Source organism: Gimesia fumaroli (genome assembly GCF_007754425.1).
Classification (GTDB): Bacteria; Planctomycetota; Planctomycetia; order Planctomycetales; family Planctomycetaceae; genus Gimesia; species Gimesia fumaroli.
On the sequence record NZ_CP037452.1, the window covers coordinates 5,271,011 to 5,289,687 of the forward strand.

General features: G+C 48.1%; 15 protein-coding genes and 1 tRNA gene. 9 read left to right on the forward strand and 7 right to left on the reverse strand.

The window, feature by feature from the left end:
* Nucleotides 1-118 precede the first annotated feature (118 nt).
* Complete coding sequence (locus Enr17x_RS19985; protein ID WP_145311483.1) at nucleotides 119-1,162, reverse strand: formylglycine-generating enzyme family protein; 1,044 nt, start codon at nucleotides 1,160-1,162, stop codon at nucleotides 119-121.
* 50 nt (nucleotides 1,163-1,212) lie between these two features.
* On the opposite strand from Enr17x_RS19985, the gene Enr17x_RS19990 reads away from it, so the two are divergent.
* The gene (locus Enr17x_RS19990) at nucleotides 1,213-2,241 is read left to right on the forward strand and encodes an FAD:protein FMN transferase (RefSeq protein WP_145311484.1); all 1,029 of its coding nucleotides are present in this window, start codon (nucleotides 1,213-1,215) and stop codon (nucleotides 2,239-2,241) included.
* Nucleotides 2,242-2,259: 18 nt separating this feature from the next.
* Complete coding sequence (locus Enr17x_RS19995; protein ID WP_145311485.1) at nucleotides 2,260-3,168, forward strand: aminotransferase class IV; 909 nt, start codon at nucleotides 2,260-2,262, stop codon at nucleotides 3,166-3,168.
* Between the two features lie 15 nt (nucleotides 3,169-3,183).
* On the opposite strand, the gene Enr17x_RS20000 is transcribed toward Enr17x_RS19995, so the two are convergent.
* Nucleotides 3,184-3,393, reverse strand: coding sequence for a hypothetical protein (locus Enr17x_RS20000; RefSeq protein WP_145311486.1), 210 nt, complete (start codon nucleotides 3,391-3,393; stop codon nucleotides 3,184-3,186).
* 991 nt (nucleotides 3,394-4,384) lie between these two features.
* Between Enr17x_RS20000 and Enr17x_RS20005 the strand changes: the two genes are divergently transcribed.
* The 3 genes from Enr17x_RS20005 to Enr17x_RS20015 all read left to right on the forward strand — a co-directional run bounded on the left by Enr17x_RS20005 (nucleotide 4,385) and on the right by Enr17x_RS20015 (nucleotide 11,008).
* On the forward strand, nucleotides 4,385-7,054 hold the full coding sequence (locus tag Enr17x_RS20005; RefSeq protein ID WP_198000692.1) for an FAD-dependent oxidoreductase: 2,670 nt from the start codon (nucleotides 4,385-4,387) through the stop codon (nucleotides 7,052-7,054).
* 253 nt (nucleotides 7,055-7,307) lie between these two features.
* Complete coding sequence (locus Enr17x_RS20010) at nucleotides 7,308-8,765, forward strand: DUF1501 domain-containing protein (protein ID WP_145311488.1); 1,458 nt, start codon at nucleotides 7,308-7,310, stop codon at nucleotides 8,763-8,765.
* Nucleotides 8,766-9,007: 242 nt separating this feature from the next.
* On the forward strand, nucleotides 9,008-11,008 hold the full coding sequence (locus tag Enr17x_RS20015; protein ID WP_145311489.1) for a hypothetical protein: 2,001 nt from the start codon (nucleotides 9,008-9,010) through the stop codon (nucleotides 11,006-11,008).
* Nucleotides 11,009-11,016: 8 nt separating this feature from the next.
* On the opposite strand, the gene Enr17x_RS20020 is transcribed toward Enr17x_RS20015, so the two are convergent.
* A complete protein-coding gene (locus Enr17x_RS20020; RefSeq protein ID WP_198000693.1) occupies nucleotides 11,017-12,363 on the reverse strand; it encodes a CehA/McbA family metallohydrolase domain-containing protein in 1,347 nt (448 codons plus the stop codon).
* Between the two features lie 51 nt (nucleotides 12,364-12,414).
* The gene (locus tag Enr17x_RS20025) at nucleotides 12,415-14,211 is read right to left on the reverse strand and encodes an ArnT family glycosyltransferase (protein WP_198000694.1); all 1,797 of its coding nucleotides are present in this window, start codon (nucleotides 14,209-14,211) and stop codon (nucleotides 12,415-12,417) included.
* A 438-nt stretch (nucleotides 14,212-14,649) separates the two neighbouring features.
* Between Enr17x_RS20025 and Enr17x_RS29690 the strand changes: the two genes are divergently transcribed.
* From Enr17x_RS29690 to Enr17x_RS20045, 4 genes are all read left to right on the forward strand, one after another.
* A complete protein-coding gene (locus Enr17x_RS29690) occupies nucleotides 14,650-14,916 on the forward strand; it encodes a BON domain-containing protein (RefSeq protein ID WP_198000695.1) in 267 nt (88 codons plus the stop codon).
* A 270-nt stretch (nucleotides 14,917-15,186) separates the two neighbouring features.
* Nucleotides 15,187-15,426, forward strand: coding sequence for a hypothetical protein (locus Enr17x_RS20035; protein ID WP_145311492.1), 240 nt, complete (start codon nucleotides 15,187-15,189; stop codon nucleotides 15,424-15,426).
* Between the two features lie 50 nt (nucleotides 15,427-15,476).
* Nucleotides 15,477-15,563 (forward strand) — tRNA-Ser (locus tag Enr17x_RS20040).
* 134 nt (nucleotides 15,564-15,697) lie between these two features.
* A complete protein-coding gene (locus tag Enr17x_RS20045) occupies nucleotides 15,698-17,074 on the forward strand; it encodes a tyrosine-type recombinase/integrase (protein WP_145311493.1) in 1,377 nt (458 codons plus the stop codon).
* A gap of 171 nt (nucleotides 17,075-17,245) precedes the next feature.
* Here the strand turns inward: Enr17x_RS20045 and Enr17x_RS20050 are convergent, their stop codons facing one another.
* The 3 genes from Enr17x_RS20050 to Enr17x_RS20060 are packed head-to-tail and all read right to left on the reverse strand — an operon-like array spanning nucleotide 17,246 to nucleotide 18,655.
* Complete coding sequence (locus tag Enr17x_RS20050) at nucleotides 17,246-17,893, reverse strand: host-nuclease inhibitor Gam family protein (protein WP_145311494.1); 648 nt, start codon at nucleotides 17,891-17,893, stop codon at nucleotides 17,246-17,248.
* Complete coding sequence (locus Enr17x_RS20055; RefSeq protein ID WP_145311495.1) at nucleotides 17,856-18,386, reverse strand: P1/P2 acidic ribosomal protein; 531 nt, start codon at nucleotides 18,384-18,386, stop codon at nucleotides 17,856-17,858. Before Enr17x_RS20055 ends, Enr17x_RS20050 begins: the two co-directional genes overlap by 38 nt.
* Entirely contained in the window at nucleotides 18,383-18,655 is a 273-nt protein-coding gene (locus tag Enr17x_RS20060; protein ID WP_145311496.1) for a hypothetical protein, read from the reverse strand. Before Enr17x_RS20060 ends, Enr17x_RS20055 begins: the two co-directional genes overlap by 4 nt.
* Nucleotides 18,656-18,677 lie beyond the last annotated feature (22 nt).

The following is an 18,677-nucleotide window of genomic DNA, read 5'->3' on the forward strand; positions in this document are numbered from 1 at the left end:
GTGGATTTGGTCGGTTATACGTTACCTAACTTACATATGCATAAAGCGAGACAAATCGTTTGTTGAATTTCTCTCAATGCATCTGTTTTCGAATTAATTCTGTCACACTGGCTTTTGATCAGCGTCCTTCATCCTCAGGGATTGCTGGATCAAGACCATATTTTTTTCGTTCTTCAGCCGTTGGTACTTTTAAAGGACGTACCACTCGGAATCCCACCATGATTGCATCGGTGTGATACCAGATGCTTTGTGGAATCTGTGGATCCTGAATTTTCCAGTCAGAGCTGGAAGCAATTCGGTTTGCACTTCGCAATGCTTCTGGCTCATCATCCCAGGAGCCACCTTTGGCGACACGAGGATAGAGAGTCGTTGGCACATTGATCGGAAATTTCAGCGTTCCCTTACCACTCCATTTTTTGTAGGCATCCGGAATATATTGATCGAGCACCCATTCAGAGACATTGCCGTGCATATCATACAGTCCCCAGGGATTGGGTTTCTTCTGGCCGACTTTCTGATAGGTGTCATCGCAGTTGGCATAATGCCAGGCATAGTCATCTAACTTTTCCGGATTGTCGCCAAATGAATAAGCGGTCGTTGTACCAGCACGGCAGGCATACTCCCATTCTGCTTCAGTCGGCAGACGGTAATAGTGACCTGTTTTTTCGCTCAACCATTTACAATAGGTCTTGGCGGCCAACTGGGTCATGCAGATTGCCGGATAGCCATCGTGCCCCATGTCAAATGTCATGTCAGTATAAGGCTTAGTCGGGCGGGTTACTGCATCGGCAGCTTTTTCTTTAGCGTCCGATTTTCCCCGTAGTAGCTTACGACGTTGAATATCGAGATTGAAACTCCAAATATCATATTCATTCCAGGTAACTTCGTGTTTGCCCATCCAGAATGGATCGACTTTGACTTTAATCTGAGGGCCTTCGTCGTCTTCCCGATTTTTTTCATTCGCAGGGCTCCCCATTATAAATTCACCGCCGGGAATGGGAACCATGTCAAAAGAAACATCAGTATTCGCAATTTTTTCTGTATAAGGCTTCATCTCTTTGGCTTTATCACCGGCATTCGCCAGTGAAACAGAAAACAGCATTGCGGCAAGGAATGCGAATTTGCCTTGCATTAAGAGACTGGAACGACATACGCTAAGCATATTAGTTTACTCCGTATTGGTAAGCTTCAATCGGTCTTTTATCAGGGTTGATGATGTCATACGTTTTTCAGACTTGCCTGCTGCTCTCCACATTGTCAGGCAATCAACAGTGCACAGATAGCGAAATTCTGAATCGGTATGAATTTCAGGAAGTACATATGGGGGTGCAGTGGAGCATCGTATTATATGCTACCGACAAACCAATCGCAAACAAAGCCTCTCAAAATGCTTTTGCCCGTATAAAGGAACTTAACAAAATACTCAGCGATTACGATCCGGAAAGTGAGTTAAATCAGTTATGTCGGTTATCTGGCCCCGGAAAACCAATCAAAGTCAGTCCTCACCTGCTAAAACTACTGAAAAAAAGTCAAGCACTCTCAGAGGAAACAAAGGGGGCATTTGATGTGACAATTGGCCCCGTGGTACGACTCTGGCGTCGGGCTCGGCGACAAAAAAAACTGCCTGACAGTCAACGCTTCGAGGCGGCCCGCTCCAAAGTCGGTTCCGGATTGATGAAGATTTCCCTTCCAAATCAGACCGTTGAACTGACCCAAAAAGACATGCGACTGGATCTGGGAGGCATTGCGAAAGGCTACGCCGCGGATATTGCCCTCAGCGTCTTGAAAGAACAGGGCATCACCCGGGCAATGGTTGATGCCAGCGGTGATATTGTATTAGGTGACCCTCCTCCAGGTACTTGCGGGTGGAAAATTGGGGTCTCTTCTTCTGATGCCCCGAATGCCAAGATTGACCGGTATCTGCAGATACATAATCTGGCGGTGGCGACTTCCGGCGATGCGTTACAGCATGTTGTGATCAACGGCAAACGGTATTCACATATCGTTGATCCACAGACAGGACTGGGGCTGACCGATCAGAGTCGGGTCACCGTCATTGCCCCGAATGGTGTGACGGCGGACAGCCTGGCTTCTGCCATCAGTGTCCTGGGACCAGATCGGGGAATTCAACTTTTGAATCAGAAACCAGGAACCGCGTGTTTGATTTTGAGACATGAAGCAGGTCAACTCAGATCATACGAATCAGCCTGTTTTTCATGTTACGAACTTGAACAAAAATAAATCTTGAGAGGAACTCCCATGTCTGAGAATCTTGTGTATTTAAATGGCGAATATGTTCCTGCAAATGAAGCAAAGATATCCATTTTTGATGGTGCGATCAGCTTGGGAATGACAGTCACTGAATCCACGCGTACCTTCGCACATCAACCTTATCGTTTGCGTGATCATATCAACCGTCTGTTTCTCAGTCTGAAAGCAGCCCGCTTTGACGCAGGGATGACGGCAGATGAACTGGAACAACTCACTCTGGAAGTCTGGAAGAAAAACGAACCTAACTATGCCCCCGGCACCGATGCCTGGATTATTCACAATGTCACTCCCGGAACCTGGGTTCCTTCCAGCGGGCAAAAACCGGCAGAATCCAAACCGACGGTCATGATTGTCACCTTGCCGCTTGATCTCTCCTACTGGGCCGACTTCTATCGGGTGGGATGCCATGCGGTGACTCCCTTTACTCGAATTCAACCAGCCCAGTCGCTAGACGCCCGGATCAAAAATCGTAGTCGCTTCCTGTATACACTGGCTGAGTCGGAAGTGAAACTGATTGACCCAATGGCACAAAGCCTGCTACTCGACACTGATGGCTTTCTCTCGGAAAACAAAGGTGGCAACTTTTTTCTGGTGACGAGCAACAGTATTCGCACACCGAGTACGATCAATTGTCTGGATGGAATCAGCCGACAAACGATTTTTCTACTAGCAGAGCAACTCGATTTGCCGATCGAAGAGTGCCGCCTTCTTCCTTACGACGTCATCACCGCAGACGAAGCTTTTTTCACCAGCACACCTTACTCCATCATGCCGGCGACGAAATTTAATGGTACTAAAATTGGCGATGGTCAAGTCGGGCCGATCACGAAAAAACTGTTAGCTGCATGGAGTGAGATGGTGGGAGTTGATCTCCTCAAGCAAGCACAGTCAGACTAATACCTGATGGAAGTGTTATTTATCTGTGCCATTTACCATAGTCTGCTTGGGACGCCTGGATGCCACGGACAAATACACAAAAGAGATCCACCACAGCGCAATGAGTGAATACATCACAATCTGATTCCATTTTGTGCCTTCCAGCAAATCGTCTGCCAGGATAATTGCGCAGGCAAAGAATACGGAGGCGGTCAGAATCAGTAGCACTGCGGTTTTCGGTTTCATCAGATTACTCCCTGTGTTACACCGTTGATTCAAATTGGCTTCTCTCTCTGGAATAAAATAGCAGGCATCACAAGTACACACCAGCCTATAATATCTAAAATTCAATCGTACCTGTCTGCTGGTCAAATAGAACTGGCAAATTCAGGTAATCAGCTTATCCAGAACTATGCCTTCCACACCGGTCGAGCCATAGTTGATTTGCAGGATCTTTTTGATGAATATCAGGCCAGCACATTGGATAAGTGGCTGAAGGCACAATCAGTCGATGCAAGCCTTTGACGTCCCAGCCAGATCATCCCAATCAATTTAGTTCGATCGATGACTTTATTCACACAAAATCCATCCAAATCCGCCCCGCCCTCTCTGTTGCTCAACGTCTCTCGTAAAAATGCCGTTCCTTAATGCTGAGCTGATGTGACATCGGGCAGAAAATCACCTGGGATCTACCCAATCGTAAACAGATCGCAGGGCTTATTTTCATTCAACGATGGCAGCCCAGTTACGAAATCGCCAGACGTTCGCACCTCCGTTGTTAGACATCGCGTGTAGTCGCACAATGCTATTGGTTCCATCGTCGTCTTCAGCCAGACCAGATTTAACTCGACTTGAGTAAAACCCGCTTCTACCTCAGAAATTAGAACATCAGATAACTCCCGAAAATTTAGAATCATGAATAAAATAAATCAAAAGCTAACACGGAATGCCCTATAAAACTTCTGAAAAAGGCTGTCTAATGAGACCAAATGGAGCGTTTCATTAGAATTTCTAAACACAATCCAAAATATGTAACGGCAATCCAATTTGAGAGCTCGTCCTGAAATCGAACCATTTTCTTATGACGGTCACTCTCTCTTCTTAATTCGAACCAAACTCGGTTTCGAAACAAAATGACAGATGACTTTTCACGAGAACATGACTTATGATGAGATATGCCATAGTTATCACTCCTTGTGAATCCATAAAAACAACCCTAACAATAAGAGCCTCTTCTATGAGAAATATGATCGCGCTCCTGATCTGTTTTTTCTGTGCAAAAGTGACTTGCGCACACCCCCCTGACCAGAAAACAGAGTTACTAATAGTTGGAGGAACCGAATCGGGGTGGGCAGCTGCGATGCAGGCCGCACGCCTGGGAGTGGAATCAATCACGCTCGTCTTGGATGGGGAATGGCTGGGCGGGCAATACACCGAACAGGCGTTGGCCTGCGTAGATGAAAATAAAGGCCCCGGCAAAGTTGGCTGGGGAGTTGACTGGCACCCGATGAAGCGCTCGTTTCATCGGAGTGGCCTGTTTAAAGAACTGATGGATCGCATTGAAGCTTTCAACACAGAGAAGTATGGCTCCCCGATGCCAGGACGCCCGTTTCATGGTCCGTCTACTTTTCGTCCTGCAGAGGCACAAGCCATATTTCGGGAAATGCTACAACCTTATATCGATAACGGCCAGGTGCGACTGATCACCGGACACTATCCAGTGAAAGCCGACCTGAAACAGAAAACGTCAAGACCACAACTCACGGGGCTCTGGTTTGCTCCCGTCGGTTCAGAAACGCCGGACTTGCACATTACCGCGAAACTAACCATCGATGCGTCAGACTGGGGTGACGCGATCCAGGTTGCAGGCGCAGAATTTGAAGTCGGTGCTGATCCGCGATCACGTTACAACGAACCGAGCGCCCCGGTGAATACCAATGATTACCCTGCCAATGAAATGAATCCGATTACCTGGGCAATGATTGTTGAAGAAGCAGAGAAAGACACGCCTATTTCGAAACCGGATCGCTATGATGATCGTAATTTTGTACGGACCTCAAAACTGAGTCTGGCTGAGATGAAACATCTTAAATGGGATCGACCGGTGCGTCTGGGATCGATTCCCCATTGGCCGGACGCAGGGCAAGCATCGCCGCGACAGCTTTCGATTTTTACCGTGCGTCGGATCGTGGATGGCTATACGAGTAAAGATCACAAGACCAGCATCCTGCTGAATTACATGCTGGGCCAGGATTACCCTCTGGAACGACTGCCAAAACATGTTGTTGATGCACTGGAAGAAACAGAGCCAGGAGCGTCGACCAAGAATCTTGTGCTCATGAATCGTCGTCAGCGACAGATCATTTTTGACGATGCTAAACGGCATTCGCTATGCCTGTTCTATCATCTGCAAAACTTCGTACACAACCGGGCCTCAGATAAAACCAACAGCTTCAGACACTTTCAGCTAAGTCGGGAATTTGATACGACAGACCACTTACCCCCCAAACCCTATATCCGCGAGTCTCTCCGTCTCAAAGCCATGTACATGATGCGCGAGCAGGATGGCCGAAACATGGATGGACCGACCAAAAAATTTGCGCGTGAGCGTTTTGCACGGGTCATGTATCCCGATGGGTTATTCGCCTGGCAGTTTCACTATGACTTCCACCGTACTGGACGCGCCTATTTGAAATCAGAAGGAAATACGGGACCCTGGATTGATTTTGAAAAACCGGGACGAAATACTAGACTGGTCAGCGACCGGTCGGTATTTCCCTTGCGAAGTCTGGTTCCGATCGACATGGATGGATTGTTGGGTGCACAGAAAAATGTCGGTTACAGCAGTATCGTGAGCGCGGCGATTCGCCTGCATGATCAATGTGTCACTCTGGGGCAAGCTGCGGGTGCGACGGCAGCGGTTTCTCTACAACAGGACATCTCTCCCCGCGATATCCCCTATCATCGCGAGAAACTGGAGCAGGTTCGCCATGCATTGTGTGGAGCCTCAGACAAGGGAGTTGCTGTCTTGATTTGGCCTTTTCGGGATTTACAACCAGCGCACCCGGCATTTGTCGCCATCAACAGACTGGCTGCACGGAGAGTTTTACCGATGGAAGTCCGTAAGGTTGATTTTCAACCGGATGCGCCCGCGACCACGGAATGGCGACAGAAAACAAGGCAACTGGCTTACCAGACAGTGGAAGTCGCCAACCTGCCAATGTTCCCTGATAAAGGACTCAGCCGTGGCGAATACTGCCAACGCTTGTGGGATTCATTGAAGGAATTGCCCATACGCCCTTATTCTCGGGTGAAGCCTGACGATGCGGATGGTGACGGAATTCTGGACGTCGATGACCCCAGTCTGTTCACGCCAGGTGAACCAATTCAGTGGAAGAAAAAAGTAGCTTCTAAAGATCAGGATGGCCTCCTAGACAATACCACTTCCAAGAAAGTCCGACGAATCAATTTCACAGGGAAGAAAACGGCTCCTTTGTCCGACTTTGAAGCAGACCATGGCGATGTTTTTAACGCGAAACGAGGCTATGGTTGGCAGCGAAATCTCAGTCAAAATCAACGACAACGAAAAAAAGTTCCCGAACCCTACCGTGACACCTTTATATTCACACGAGATCACGATACCTGGGAATGTGAAGTTCCCAATGGTGCCTGGCTCGTAACCGTGTGCGTGGGAGATTCAGGACACGAACAAATTGGACAATGGGTGACCGTTGAGGGAAAACAGGTCATTAAAGATGAAGCCACCAATGACGGCCTTTTCCTGGAACGAAACGCCCGTGTGACTGTTTCGGACCGACGCTTAACGATTGAGATTGGTAAATCAAATTCAGGAACCAATACCTGCCTGAACTGGGTCACGTTCGAACCGGCCCCGCCAGAGAAATAATAGAAGCCGTTTTTCTGCACCGTCTGATCTAACTGAAGATAATTGGTATAGAAGCCTTGTTCATGAAGAACACCTGCTTCAGGCATGCTTCCTGCTTTGCCTGACACCAATCAATTTCCAGTTATTTTCCCTACCGAACTTGGAATCATATTGAATGCATCAGAGAATGACGATATATTTAAGAACGTTAAATATATGAATTGCGGCGTCGCGCGATTTATATATCAAAGCAGAACGGAAATTGGAATCAGTAATGAAGTCCAGAAACCACTCACGTACTCACAACCAGCATGCATTTACCGCGTTCAACCCGCTGGTTCATGAAGGTTTGGTGTTACGTAGTCGGCGGAATATGCTTAAGGCTTCACTGGCGGGATTGGCAGGATTATCCGTCCCCAAACTGCTACAAGCTTCAGACCAACTCAAGTCTGCTGGGAAATCGTCCTTGCCCAAAAATAGTGTGATTCTCCTCTGGATGACGGGAGGACCGAGTCACATTGATACCTGGGACCCCAAACCGGACCGCCCGATTCAAAACCGGGGGCCGTTCGGAGTTACTCAAACATCCGTCCCCGGGATCACCATTACAGATCGCTTGCCGAAGCAAGCCGCGATGATGGATCGTTTCACCTTGATTCGTTCCGTTGACCCCAAGATGAGCAGCCATCAGCCAAACCAGGTGATGCAGACTGCCAACCTGCGCGCCACTCCTCGAACGAACCGTAAAGGTGATAAGTACCCTGCAATGGCTTCGATCGTAGCCAAACACCATGGCGCGAACCATCCCGGGATGCCTCCCTACGTCGCGTTTATGAAACACCACTCACATATCGCCTGGGGTGGTCACCTGGGAAAACAATACGATCCCTTCATCGCCAACGATGCTGCAGACCTGCCTGTCTATGATCTGGTGGGGAAAGATTCCGGGAAAACGAGTGGCGGAAAAATGTTCCAATTTGCCCCCGGCCTGTCTTACGAACGGATGAAAAGCCGACGCGATTTAATGCAGCAATTCGATAAGTTACGAAGTGACATTGATCAGGCCGGCTCAATGTCAGCCATCGACAGCTACAGTCAACGTGCCTACGACATGGTACTGGGGCAGCGCGTGCAGCAGGCCTTCGATTTGAATCAGGAATCCCCAGCTACACGAGATCGATACGGAGAACATCTCTGGTGCCAACAGGCACTGCTGGCCCGTCGTCTGGTCGAGGCAGGAAGCTCATTTGTGACACTTGATTTAAGTTACCATACCGCTTCCGGAACCTGGGACAATCATGGCGACAATATTCCTCCTTACGGTGGAATTAAAAATGGCCTTGGCCCCCTGCTACCGCTGTTTGACCATTTGCTGACAACGCTTGTTCTGGACTTGGAAGAGCGCAATCTTCTGGATCAGGTGTTGGTGATTGCGATGGGAGAATTTGGTCGCTCTCCAATGTCCGGAACGCAAGGCAGCACTGATGGCCGCAACCACTGGCCGGTAGTCATGTCGATGTGTCTGGCCGGTGGTGGTATGAACCACGGTCAGGTAATCGGTGCCAGCGAACACGATGGTTCCGAGATCAAACATCGCCCCGTTCGCCCGGGAGACCTGGCAGCCACAATCTATCAATACATGGGAGTTCCCCTGGATACCCAGTATATTGATGAGAAAGGCCGACCGAATTTCGCGATCGAAGATGGAGAACCGATTCACGAATTATTCTAATCATTCGTACCAGCAGCCACTTATCAGAATGCCCGGTCATCTCTAAATCCGTGCTGTTAAGCAGGCTTATTTACTGAAAAAATCAAAAACTGGCGGCAAAGGCGGTCGTTCCCCGTTTGCTTTTTTCATGGCATATTATAACCTGCACGTTGACTCCGAAAACCAGTCTAACCTAAGTCATGCCTGCTTTTCGTCATTCGCGTTGATTCAACCTGCGTCCTTTCAGAAAATGCCTCTGATTTATGCCGAATTCCACCACCTCGCCATCGATCTCACCACTGGAACAAAATACGAATTCGATCCGATTACGATGGTTCGTTTACGTATTACTGCTCACAGTCACGATGGGCCAGAATCTGGCTGCAATTCTCAATAGTGTCCCTCTGCAGAGCGCCAATGATCGTTCACGATGGTGCACCATCTGGTCGCTTGTGGAACAAGGCACTTATCAGATCGATACGATCAATGAGCGATCCAGCTGGTCCAGTATCGATAAAGTTCGACACGACGGACACTTTTATTCCTCAAAGCCCCCGCTCTTCCCGACCATAGTGGCTGGTTTGTACTGGTTGATCAAATCAACCACAGGGATGAACTTAAATTCGAACCTCTATGATGTCGCACACATTATTTTAATCATTGTCAATCTACTGCCAATGCTGATTGCCCTGATTTTAATTTGCATGATGGCCGAGCGGTATGCACGAACCGAGTTCACCCGCTACTTCGTTGTCACAGCTGCCTGCTTTGCGACACTCTTAACACCATTTCTATTAACGCTGAACAATCACTCGATCGCCGCCGCTAGCGCGGTTTTCACACTGTTCCCCTTGATGAGAATTGTACTCGACCAGGAACAAAAGGCACGGTATTTTCTACTGGCTGGTTTCTTTGCGATGTTTACCTGCTGTAATGAATTACCGGCCGCGTTATTCGGTTTAATCGTCTTCGGTCTCCTGCTGAAAGCGAACCCCCGTCTCACGTGCCTCGTTTTCGCGCCCGCGGCACTGCTCCCGCTGATTGGATTCTTCGCGACCAACTATGCTGCGACAGGCGGCTGGAAGCCGTTCTATATGTATTATGGGACGGAGAAATATTTATACGAACATCGGGGCATCCCCAGCTATTGGAAGAATCCCCAGGGACTCGATCAGAACCTGGATTCGCCACTGGTATACCTGTTCCATTGCACGCTGGGACATCACGGCATTTTCTCGCTCTCACCAATTTACCTGCTGACCTTAATTTCATGGCTGCGAATTCGAAAAACAAAGGACCATATCCTGCACCCCCTGTTATGGCTCAGCGTCTGCTTGAGTTTGATTGTATTTGGGTTTTATCTGTCGCGAACGGGAAATTACAACTACGGAGGTAACAGTGCCGCACTACGTTGGATGTTGTGGCTCACACCTTTCTGGCTGATCAGTATGATTCCACTCCTTGATGAGTTTTCCCACAAACGCTGGCTGAAGGTTCTGGGAGTGATCTGCCTGCTGGGATCCGTCTTTTCAGCCCATCACCCTTTGCATAACCCCTGGCAGGCTCCCTGGCTATTCGCAGCCTTAAAACAATCCGGCTGGATTAATTATGATCAACGCCCTCCTGCGATGGAGCGCCCGTTGACCACCTGGCTGGCTTCAATACCTGAGCCAACAACAGAGATTCCAGAACCCTTTGTCGAGTTCTCAGGTCCGGCCAACGATGGTCGTCTGGTCAAACTCAGAATCAGCGTAGTCCAACCTGCTGAAGATCAAGCTATTGACGAAAACTTGAGAACAATACAAGTCTCACATTTCCTCGGGACAGAGGAAGTCGAGTCAAAGCAATACACGATAGATGTGCCTGCTTTCGAAGCAGGAAAATGGCCGAAAGAGTTCTTACGCTGGCCGAAGGCAGATGTGACTCAAGCCCAAAAATACGCGGCTTACCGATTCTTTTATGGAATGCCACGACCGCGAAAGTATAACCCGGGCAAGATCAGACACTTATTTACTCCACTTCGCGAAGATGCTTTTCGCTGCCAACTGGCGGCTTCACAAGTTGCAGTTACCATCGCTTCTCAAACAGACGCAGAACAAAAACTGCGCTATCGCAATGACCTCTGGATCTCGGATCAGATTCCCTTTGGAATCGCACAGATGGAAACTTCTGTCTACAGCACTAAAAGTAATCAACTCCTCAGCCGCCAGACTCTGATTGTCACCAGAGTCAGCGGCCTCATTCAATCAGAGTCGGCCAAATAAGCTTGAGCTTAATCCTGCTTGGGTGCAGCTGGTCCTGCAACAGGTTGAACCCAGGCACGTTCGGCTTCCCCCAGTTGTGCCGGATTAGGATGCAGTTTTGTTGATCTCACTAGAGCCCGAACGTAAATTTCCTTGCCGTTAAAATCGTAGCTGGGTGAAGTACCTTTGACTGACTTCAAGGTTGCTCCGATTTTTTTGCTGTACTTTTTTGTGGCATGCAACTCCTGACCTCGTTTGTCTAATTTCGGTATGCCAGCTTTGGGATAATCTTTCAGTGTTCCAATGAAATCCGTGGTGTATTCCACTCCCTCTTCCGGATCGATTTCAATTTGAATTCCCTTATCGGAATAGGTAACAGATTTCAATTTCACACCACACGATGCATAAAAACGCCCTGCTTCCATCGCCTCAACCAGTGCTTCAGGCTCCAGCTTCTCCGATAACACAACGACCCACCCCCGGCCCGGCTCACTCGCACGACTGGGAATTTTGTGATAATTATGGCCGTCATCAGTACCCAAACCATACATGATCGGCAAGTTCAACTCAGCCAGTCTTTTGGTCAAAATAATATCCCAGATCCGGTCGGTACTGGGGTAAGTATCATTTCCCTTATTATTCACGCCGGGATGGCCGTTATAAACTTCAAAGAAGTTTTCTCCCACAACCTTCATCAATTCTTCTGCCGTAACTCCATAATGAAAATTGGGATGATTCAGATGAATGATCATGGACTGCCCGGTCCGTTCCCGTTGTGCCAGCAAGGCATTCGTATTGTTCTGCATCACCTCATAAACACTTTTACCACCAAGCGGCGTCAGCAGAGAATGTAAGTTAGTAGCATTCATATGCACGGGCATATTTTTATAGCGATCCGTTACTTCTTCACTTTGAATCAGCAGATACTTTCCAGGCTCCCCCAGTTTGTCCGACACTTCTTCAAACCTGCGCAGACGGACCTCAGTCTGGCCATCATTATTTTTCCGCTCTTCAATCCAATCAGGAAAACGTTTTTTCAATTTCTCATAAGCTTTCATTTTTCCTTTATTCTTTTCGGGAACGGTCCAGCGCTCTGAATTGGAAAGCACATTGTGATCGGTAAATGAGAGAAAATCGTACCCGTGCGATTTGTACCAGTCGGCAATCATCTCGAGATAGTCATCGCCATCACTCCAGAGAGAGTGCGTGTGCAAGTTTCCTTTATACCATTTCTGACTGTCTGTTTCTTTTAGTTGAACAGGTTCTGCTGCTTCGGTATTCGCCCCCAGAATCAGGAGACAGGCCACTAATAACAGGCCTGATTTCAGAAATGAATAGTGCATCACGCGACTACGTGTGATCTCTAAGCGGTTCATCGTTGTTACTCCGAAGTAAAAATATTCACGATCAAAATACAAATTCAATACTTAAAAACCCTGAGGCGATTTGCTGATTAAATCTGCCTGCAGTTCCTGTTGCTTGTAAACATCAGGTGAGGCCACCGGCTTTAAACTAAAGCCGGCATTGACGAGGTTCCGTAGCGAAACAGGCGAAGCCCCCCAGCGAATTATCACCTGCTTCTCTTTAGTCGAATCAGTCTTGTCTACAGTGGAGAGCTTAAGATCCTGTGGAAGTACAGTCCCCTGGATCTGCTTGAAGTCAATGTCGCCCCAAAGATAGAAGATGAGAAACGTCAGTTCCAGTGGAGGTTCATCTGTTTTACTCACCAGAACACAGTTTGTCACGTTTTGGGTAAGTCGCAGCTGATGTTCAAATTGCAAGAGCCGTTCCCCCGCCGGATTCGGCTTGGGGATTGAATACACACCATACACAACATGCAGGCTCGACAATGCAATAACTAATGCCATCTCGACCACACGATGCCCATGCTCTTTTTTAAAGCGATGACTGTACCACAGCACCATTACCAGCGATAAACCAAGCGTGACCAACTGGCGTAAAAAACGGGCCGAGATCTGGGGACTGAGCGTATCTCCCTGCGATGCACTGATAAAAATCACCGAAAGCACTCCCACGGTGAATACAGCAAGCACAGTAGGATAACTGACGCGACGGAGCGCAATCTGTTGAAATTCCCAAGCCACGATTGCCATCATGGGAATGATAAAGAATAATTTCCACATGGCCCGGGTACTGGTTTCCATCTGCGGAAGAAATTGTACGCCCCACCAGAAAAATGCCCCACAGAACACCCAGATCACAACCAATCGCAGCCAGGCGATTTCCTGTTGATTACCTACGGGATTGAGAACACGCTTGACTCCGTGAAATAAACCAAACAACGCGAACCCCAGTAAAAAGCCCATTGAGGAAATGACGTCGCGGACAAAATAAGAAGGATAAAATTCTGATTTCCAATACAAGCTGATATTCGGCTGCCCGGGACCGGCAAACCATTTCCCCCAGAATCCATCAATCTGCGACGCTGCCATCAATTCCCACCAGCCCCCGACAGCAAAACCGGTAAACCCCAGAATCAATATCGATTTCCAGGCTCGCACTGCCTGTTTTAAGACAGGTAGTTTTCTCTGTTCTGCAGCAGAACGGCTTTTGGGGAGATCGATAGGATTCACGATATAGAGGGACAACATCAACAGGACTCCCAATGCCAGAGCCCCTCCGGATAATAAACACAGTCCTAATGAAATCCCGCCGCATAACAGCTTGTACGACACGATTCCAGACTCTGATCGGATATGGGTGATGTACCCCCAAATCGTCAGTAAGGCAAAGAGAAGCGGAAACGCAGGCGATTCAATCAGTTGTATTTGCTTCAAGACCACAGGATGAAATGCGAGCAGAAAACAGAACACAAGTGCATATCGCGGATTGCATACTTTTCTTGTTAATCGATAGGCAACAATCAGCATGCAGGCTGTCGAAAAATAGGAAAAAAGAACCAGTGAAGAAGACCAGTGTCCGACGATGGAAAGGAGCCCCGTACAAAGCCACCGAACCAACGGAGGTTGAGAGATCAGTGCGTTGCTGCTGTCACTGATCAAATGGGCTTTGCCAAGACACTCCAATCCAAACCAGGCAGAGAGTTCATCGATCCGATAAGAATGGAACGCCAGTAATCCGGGCCCTAAAGCCAGTAAGATGACCAGCGGCGACATCACGGCCGCCCGTCGCATCACCGGAAACAAATCATGAGCAGGTTCTACTGACCGTTGTAATAGTTCCTGGTCACTGATAATTACCAAGAGGCTCATCCTTCTACGAATAACACAGTATCGCCTGCAACATACCCGGCCCAGCGGCAGCCAAGCGAGCAGATCACTGCACGTCCATTGATCCAGTACCCTTGATTGTACCGGACTGAAAAACCAAGGAACACTGTTTCTGAGAGAAAAGCCTCGAAGAAACCAGTAGTCATCAGTATTTAACTTCTGAGATATAAACACTTTCCTTACTTGGCATTAAGTCCACTCATGCCAATTCTCAGGATTATAATCCCTAATCCTGCCCAGAGCTACGAAATCAATCAGATCGTTACATTTTTCCTGATAGCCCTCAAACCCCAGGGCCGAAGAGAACAATGTGTGCAAATGCAGGCTGCACTACTTTCTTCTAACTTCAGGATGAGAAAAATGTATAAGGATAGGGTAAATTTTTTAAGATCCTTAAAGTATCGGTCCATTATGTCACAGCACATCGCCTTTGATCATGCCCACCAGCTCAGTGAATTGGTAAAGCATGCTATTTCAACTTCCAGTCTTATTGCCAACCAGAATGTTCAATATAAGATTGAGCAGGAACAGGTGTTTCTAACCGGCATTGTCAGCAGCTATTACGTAAAACAATTGGCTCAGGAATCCGTCAGTCGAGTCGACGGCGTTCGCCAGGTCCACAACCGCTTGACCGTCGAACCAACACAAAATGAGGCTGAACCTCTTAGTTCTCACTGAGAAATACGGTCTGTGATCAATCAGATATGGCAGGAACGACGTTCCAGATTGCCATGAAGGATGATCATACGTAAACTTTTCTGACAAAAAACACGTCAATACAGCAGGTTACGCGACTTGACCGTTGTCAAATCCAATCTGATCTTGTTAGAATCTTCGTTCCCTTGCATTTCTAAAAAGGGAAGTGCTCGCTTTACGCACAGATAATCGGGGTGAACCCGGATCACGAATAAACGGTCATTAATACATCATAAGGGACAGTGGAAGACAATGTCTTTACGAAGAGCTCAATTGGAACGACAATTACAAAACGCTGAAACCGCCATCGCAGATTACGGTAAAGTACTCGATGAGCAGAACATCACTGATGCAGCACGAAAAAAGCACCCTAAATGGCGTCAGGTCAACGCACAAAGAACTCAGATTGTCAATCGTCTCAAGTCCCTGAAGGTAATTGAAGACAGAGAAGAAGCAATCAAACAGAAGCTCGCTTCTGCTTCAGAAGACTAAGTACGAGCTTTCAAGCTGGTTAACAAAGCTTGACCGACGATGAACCACTCGGAGAGGTGGCAGAGTGGCCGATTGTGCAGCACTGGAAATGCTGTGTCCCGGTAACGGGACCGGGGGTTCGAATCCCCCTCTCTCCGCTTAATTGATTGCCGTTGAGTTGTAAGCCTATAACTCAGCGGCATTTGCTTTTTCTGGACCGCTCCAGAGCTTCCCATTTGTGGCACTTTTTGTGGCGTTTTGTGGCACGGGGGTTCTCTGAAAGGTTCTGTTGATGAAGCAATCATCAAAACAAAATCGGAAGACATCGTTCCGTATCGGCAAAGTCCGCGGCGATCTGCGCGGTAAAATCTGGTACCTCACCTATCAAGAAAACGGTAAACGTTTACGTCCCCGGATAGGTCCTGACAAAGACCATGCGCGTCAGATGGCAGCCCAGATCAATTCTCAATTGGAGTCACACACTCATTCCGTTTTCAATTTTGAACCGGTACAGATCGATGAATTGCAAACCAGATGGCTCAACCATCACGAGCAGGTTCTGCGTTCTTCCCTGCAAACCATCCGTCGCTATCGAGCAGCCACAACCCATCTAATCAACTTCGTCAGAGAGAAAGGTGTCGCGTCGAAAACCTCTCAGTTCCAGGCCAGACATGCTGAGGAGTTTGTGCATTATCTACGGACGATCAAAGTCGCGCCGAATGGGCATGAGAATTCACAGAAGCGCCCCCTCCTCGACAAAGGCATCAAATACATTTTGCAATGCTGCCGAAGCATGTTCGGCTACGCGATCAAACGACGACATCTTTCTCCGTATGCCGAAAACCCCTTCTCCTGTCTCGATCTGGACCGCATCCCGATCGAAAATGCCAAAGCTGTTTCTATCTTCAGCCCCGATCAGGAAAAGACATTTCTGGAAGCCTGTGATGACTGGCAGTTTCCTATCTTTCTCACTCTCATACTGACAGGTCTCCGACCAGGAGAACTCACGCATCTATTGCTGCCCGACGATCTCGATCTGAAAACAGGAATGCTCTACGTAAGAAACAAACCTCATTTAGGCTGGCAAGTTAAAACTCGCAATGAGCGCGAAATCCCATTGATTGATGAACTGAGAGATGTCCTAAAGATTACGGTTGGTGATCGACTCACAGGGCCTGTCTTTTTGCAACGCCGTTATTCATCAGCCTCAGCAACGCCTGAGCTAAATGGCCAAACTGAAAAGCAACTCGAAGACTTACTCAAGCAACGAGTAGCGCAAGAAGAAACAGCTTCCGGCAAGGCCATTAACAGAAACAAGTGGACGAAACTCTCACGAACAATCTGGCGCGATTGCGGTGCTTTGAAAACCGACCGGATACGAACGGAATTTATCAGATTGACAAAACAAATCGAACTACCTCGGTTTACAGCTCCCAAATCTCTCCGGCATCTCTTTGCCACATATCTACAAGACGGAAATGTGGACCCATTGATCCGCAGTGAACTGATGGGGCATTCCATTTCAGCAACAAATGGAGCCAGTCACGGCTTAGGAATGACTGCCACTTACACTCACTCACGCCCAGAAACAAAAAGAAAACAACTTGTTAAGGCTTTCTCACATTGCTCAACAGTAAAATGTGCAATGACGAAACTTAGACCGAAATGATTTTTATTCGTCCTCACTGATTTCTAACTGAGTTTACAGTAAATGGGAAATTGGTTAGTAGTGGGGATCGGGTTTTAGAATACTATTAAAGTTCCCCAAAAATAATGAGCGATCTCAAAAAAACGTAAACTATTTTGAGGATAAATAATATGAGCAAAGAACATTGAAAATTCAAACATATTTGACCGTTAACTTCTCTGATTCCTTGGTGTATTTCAAACCAAGTTGTTTCAGATGTTCTGTCGTCAGTCGTTTCTTTTCGTACGCCTCTTTGATCTTCGTGATGCTGAGTTTCGGCTTCAGCTCGACGACTTCGGATAACAAGCGTGCTTCTTTGTTCGATCCAAAGATACAAATGGATTTCAACCAGGCGAGGATCAGTTCGATCAATGTTGAATTCAAAAGCTTGTCGAGCAGTTTCATGCTGTCCGCTTCTTTCAGACCGGCGCGATACTCAACCTTGGCCGGCTGATCTTTGAAGCTGACCGAACCGTGCGGCAGCGTTCTGGTTTTCTTCTTACCCTCGAGCAGCTCTGATCGATGGGCTCGACAATAATCACAGACCAGAGCCGTCAGCTGCTCGACACGTTCTTTGATGTAAACGATACGACCAGGTGGGAAGGGCAGCACTTTCTTTTTCTCGTACTGGCTTTTGAGGGATTCGATCTGCTCAGTACAACGGGCGTCGATCGAGGTGTCCAACGCTCCCAGAAAAGAAAGTTCATAGATGGCTTTATCGAGGTCCTCTACGGACTCGATCACGGGATCCACGCCCAGGCATTCAGCTGGTCGATCCGTTGCGCTCAGAGTCTTTGACATCGGTCTTGAAACCTTTCAGCAGTTGAAATGAAACATAAATCAAAACGATCAGAGCGAAACAAACGATGATCCATGTCCCTATATCGGACTCTGTCTGTTCGCTTTGATCTTCGTCCGGAATAATCACAGGCTCTAATTCCGGCTCTATAATCTCAGCCGCCCTGGGATCGGGGGCTGCTGGTTTTGGTAAGGGATCCACTTTCTCAATCATGTCCAGGGCATCATCGGCCAGGACTTCAGCGACGGCCGGCACCGGCGTCTTTTCCAATACCTCATCGACACGGACCGCGGCATCATGGATCGCAGGCCGGATCTTTTCGACGGGGCGCTCAGCTGGAACAGGGGGCTCAACAAACGGCTGATACGTCCGCTGATCTGCCTGGCAGCCAGGCAAAGTGAATAAGAGCAGAACAAACGCGATGATCAGCACTATGAGCAAACAGATCGAATCGCGTAGCTTTGATTCTTCCGGATCTGGATAGATCGACATCATTCGTGGTCGCTCCCGTATGGCCCCTTTTGCCAGTGGGGGGCGTATTCATTGAAAAGAGGAGTGGAGAATAGCCAGCCATCAAAGGGAGCAGGCTCGCCCTGGTCGAGCTTGTTCGGGACCATCTGGTCAGGAACAGTGATCACGTCCGGTTTTGGTTTGCGTTCGTAACGCTCAAAGACATTACAACCGCTTATTGCGACGAATCCGAGCACGAGTACGCCAGCGATGAAACTGGGACTGAACCGCCTGTTCGTTTCCTTTGCTCGCATCCTGTTGAATCCTTTCAACTTC

Excerpts from the sequence above, each read along its gene's own strand:
- Enr17x_RS20055 (WP_145311495.1), bottom strand. The coding sequence starts at position 18,386 with ATGATGTCGATCTATCCAGATCCGGAAGAATCAAAGCTACGCGATTCG.
- Enr17x_RS20005 (WP_198000692.1), top strand. The coding sequence starts at position 4,385 with ATGAGAAATATGATCGCGCTCCTGATCTGTTTTTTCTGTGCAAAAGTG.
- Enr17x_RS20060 (WP_145311496.1), bottom strand. The coding sequence starts at position 18,655 with ATGCGAGCAAAGGAAACGAACAGGCGGTTCAGTCCCAGTTTCATCGCT.
- Enr17x_RS20035 (WP_145311492.1), top strand. The coding sequence starts at position 15,187 with ATGTCTTTACGAAGAGCTCAATTGGAACGACAATTACAAAACGCTGAA.
- Enr17x_RS19990 (WP_145311484.1), top strand. The coding sequence starts at position 1,213 with ATGATGTCATACGTTTTTCAGACTTGCCTGCTGCTCTCCACATTGTCA.
- Enr17x_RS20015 (WP_145311489.1), top strand. The coding sequence starts at position 9,008 with ATGCCGAATTCCACCACCTCGCCATCGATCTCACCACTGGAACAAAAT.
- Enr17x_RS20045 (WP_145311493.1), top strand. The coding sequence starts at position 15,698 with ATGAAGCAATCATCAAAACAAAATCGGAAGACATCGTTCCGTATCGGC.
- Enr17x_RS19995 (WP_145311485.1), top strand. The coding sequence starts at position 2,260 with ATGTCTGAGAATCTTGTGTATTTAAATGGCGAATATGTTCCTGCAAAT.
- Enr17x_RS29690 (WP_198000695.1), top strand. The coding sequence starts at position 14,650 with ATGTCACAGCACATCGCCTTTGATCATGCCCACCAGCTCAGTGAATTG.
- Enr17x_RS20020 (WP_198000693.1), bottom strand. The coding sequence starts at position 12,363 with ATGAACCGCTTAGAGATCACACGTAGTCGCGTGATGCACTATTCATTT.
- Enr17x_RS20050 (WP_145311494.1), bottom strand. The coding sequence starts at position 17,893 with ATGTCAAAGACTCTGAGCGCAACGGATCGACCAGCTGAATGCCTGGGC.
- Enr17x_RS20000 (WP_145311486.1), bottom strand. The coding sequence starts at position 3,393 with ATGAAACCGAAAACCGCAGTGCTACTGATTCTGACCGCCTCCGTATTC.
- Enr17x_RS19985 (WP_145311483.1), bottom strand. The coding sequence starts at position 1,162 with ATGCTTAGCGTATGTCGTTCCAGTCTCTTAATGCAAGGCAAATTCGCA.
- Enr17x_RS20010 (WP_145311488.1), top strand. The coding sequence starts at position 7,308 with ATGAAGTCCAGAAACCACTCACGTACTCACAACCAGCATGCATTTACC.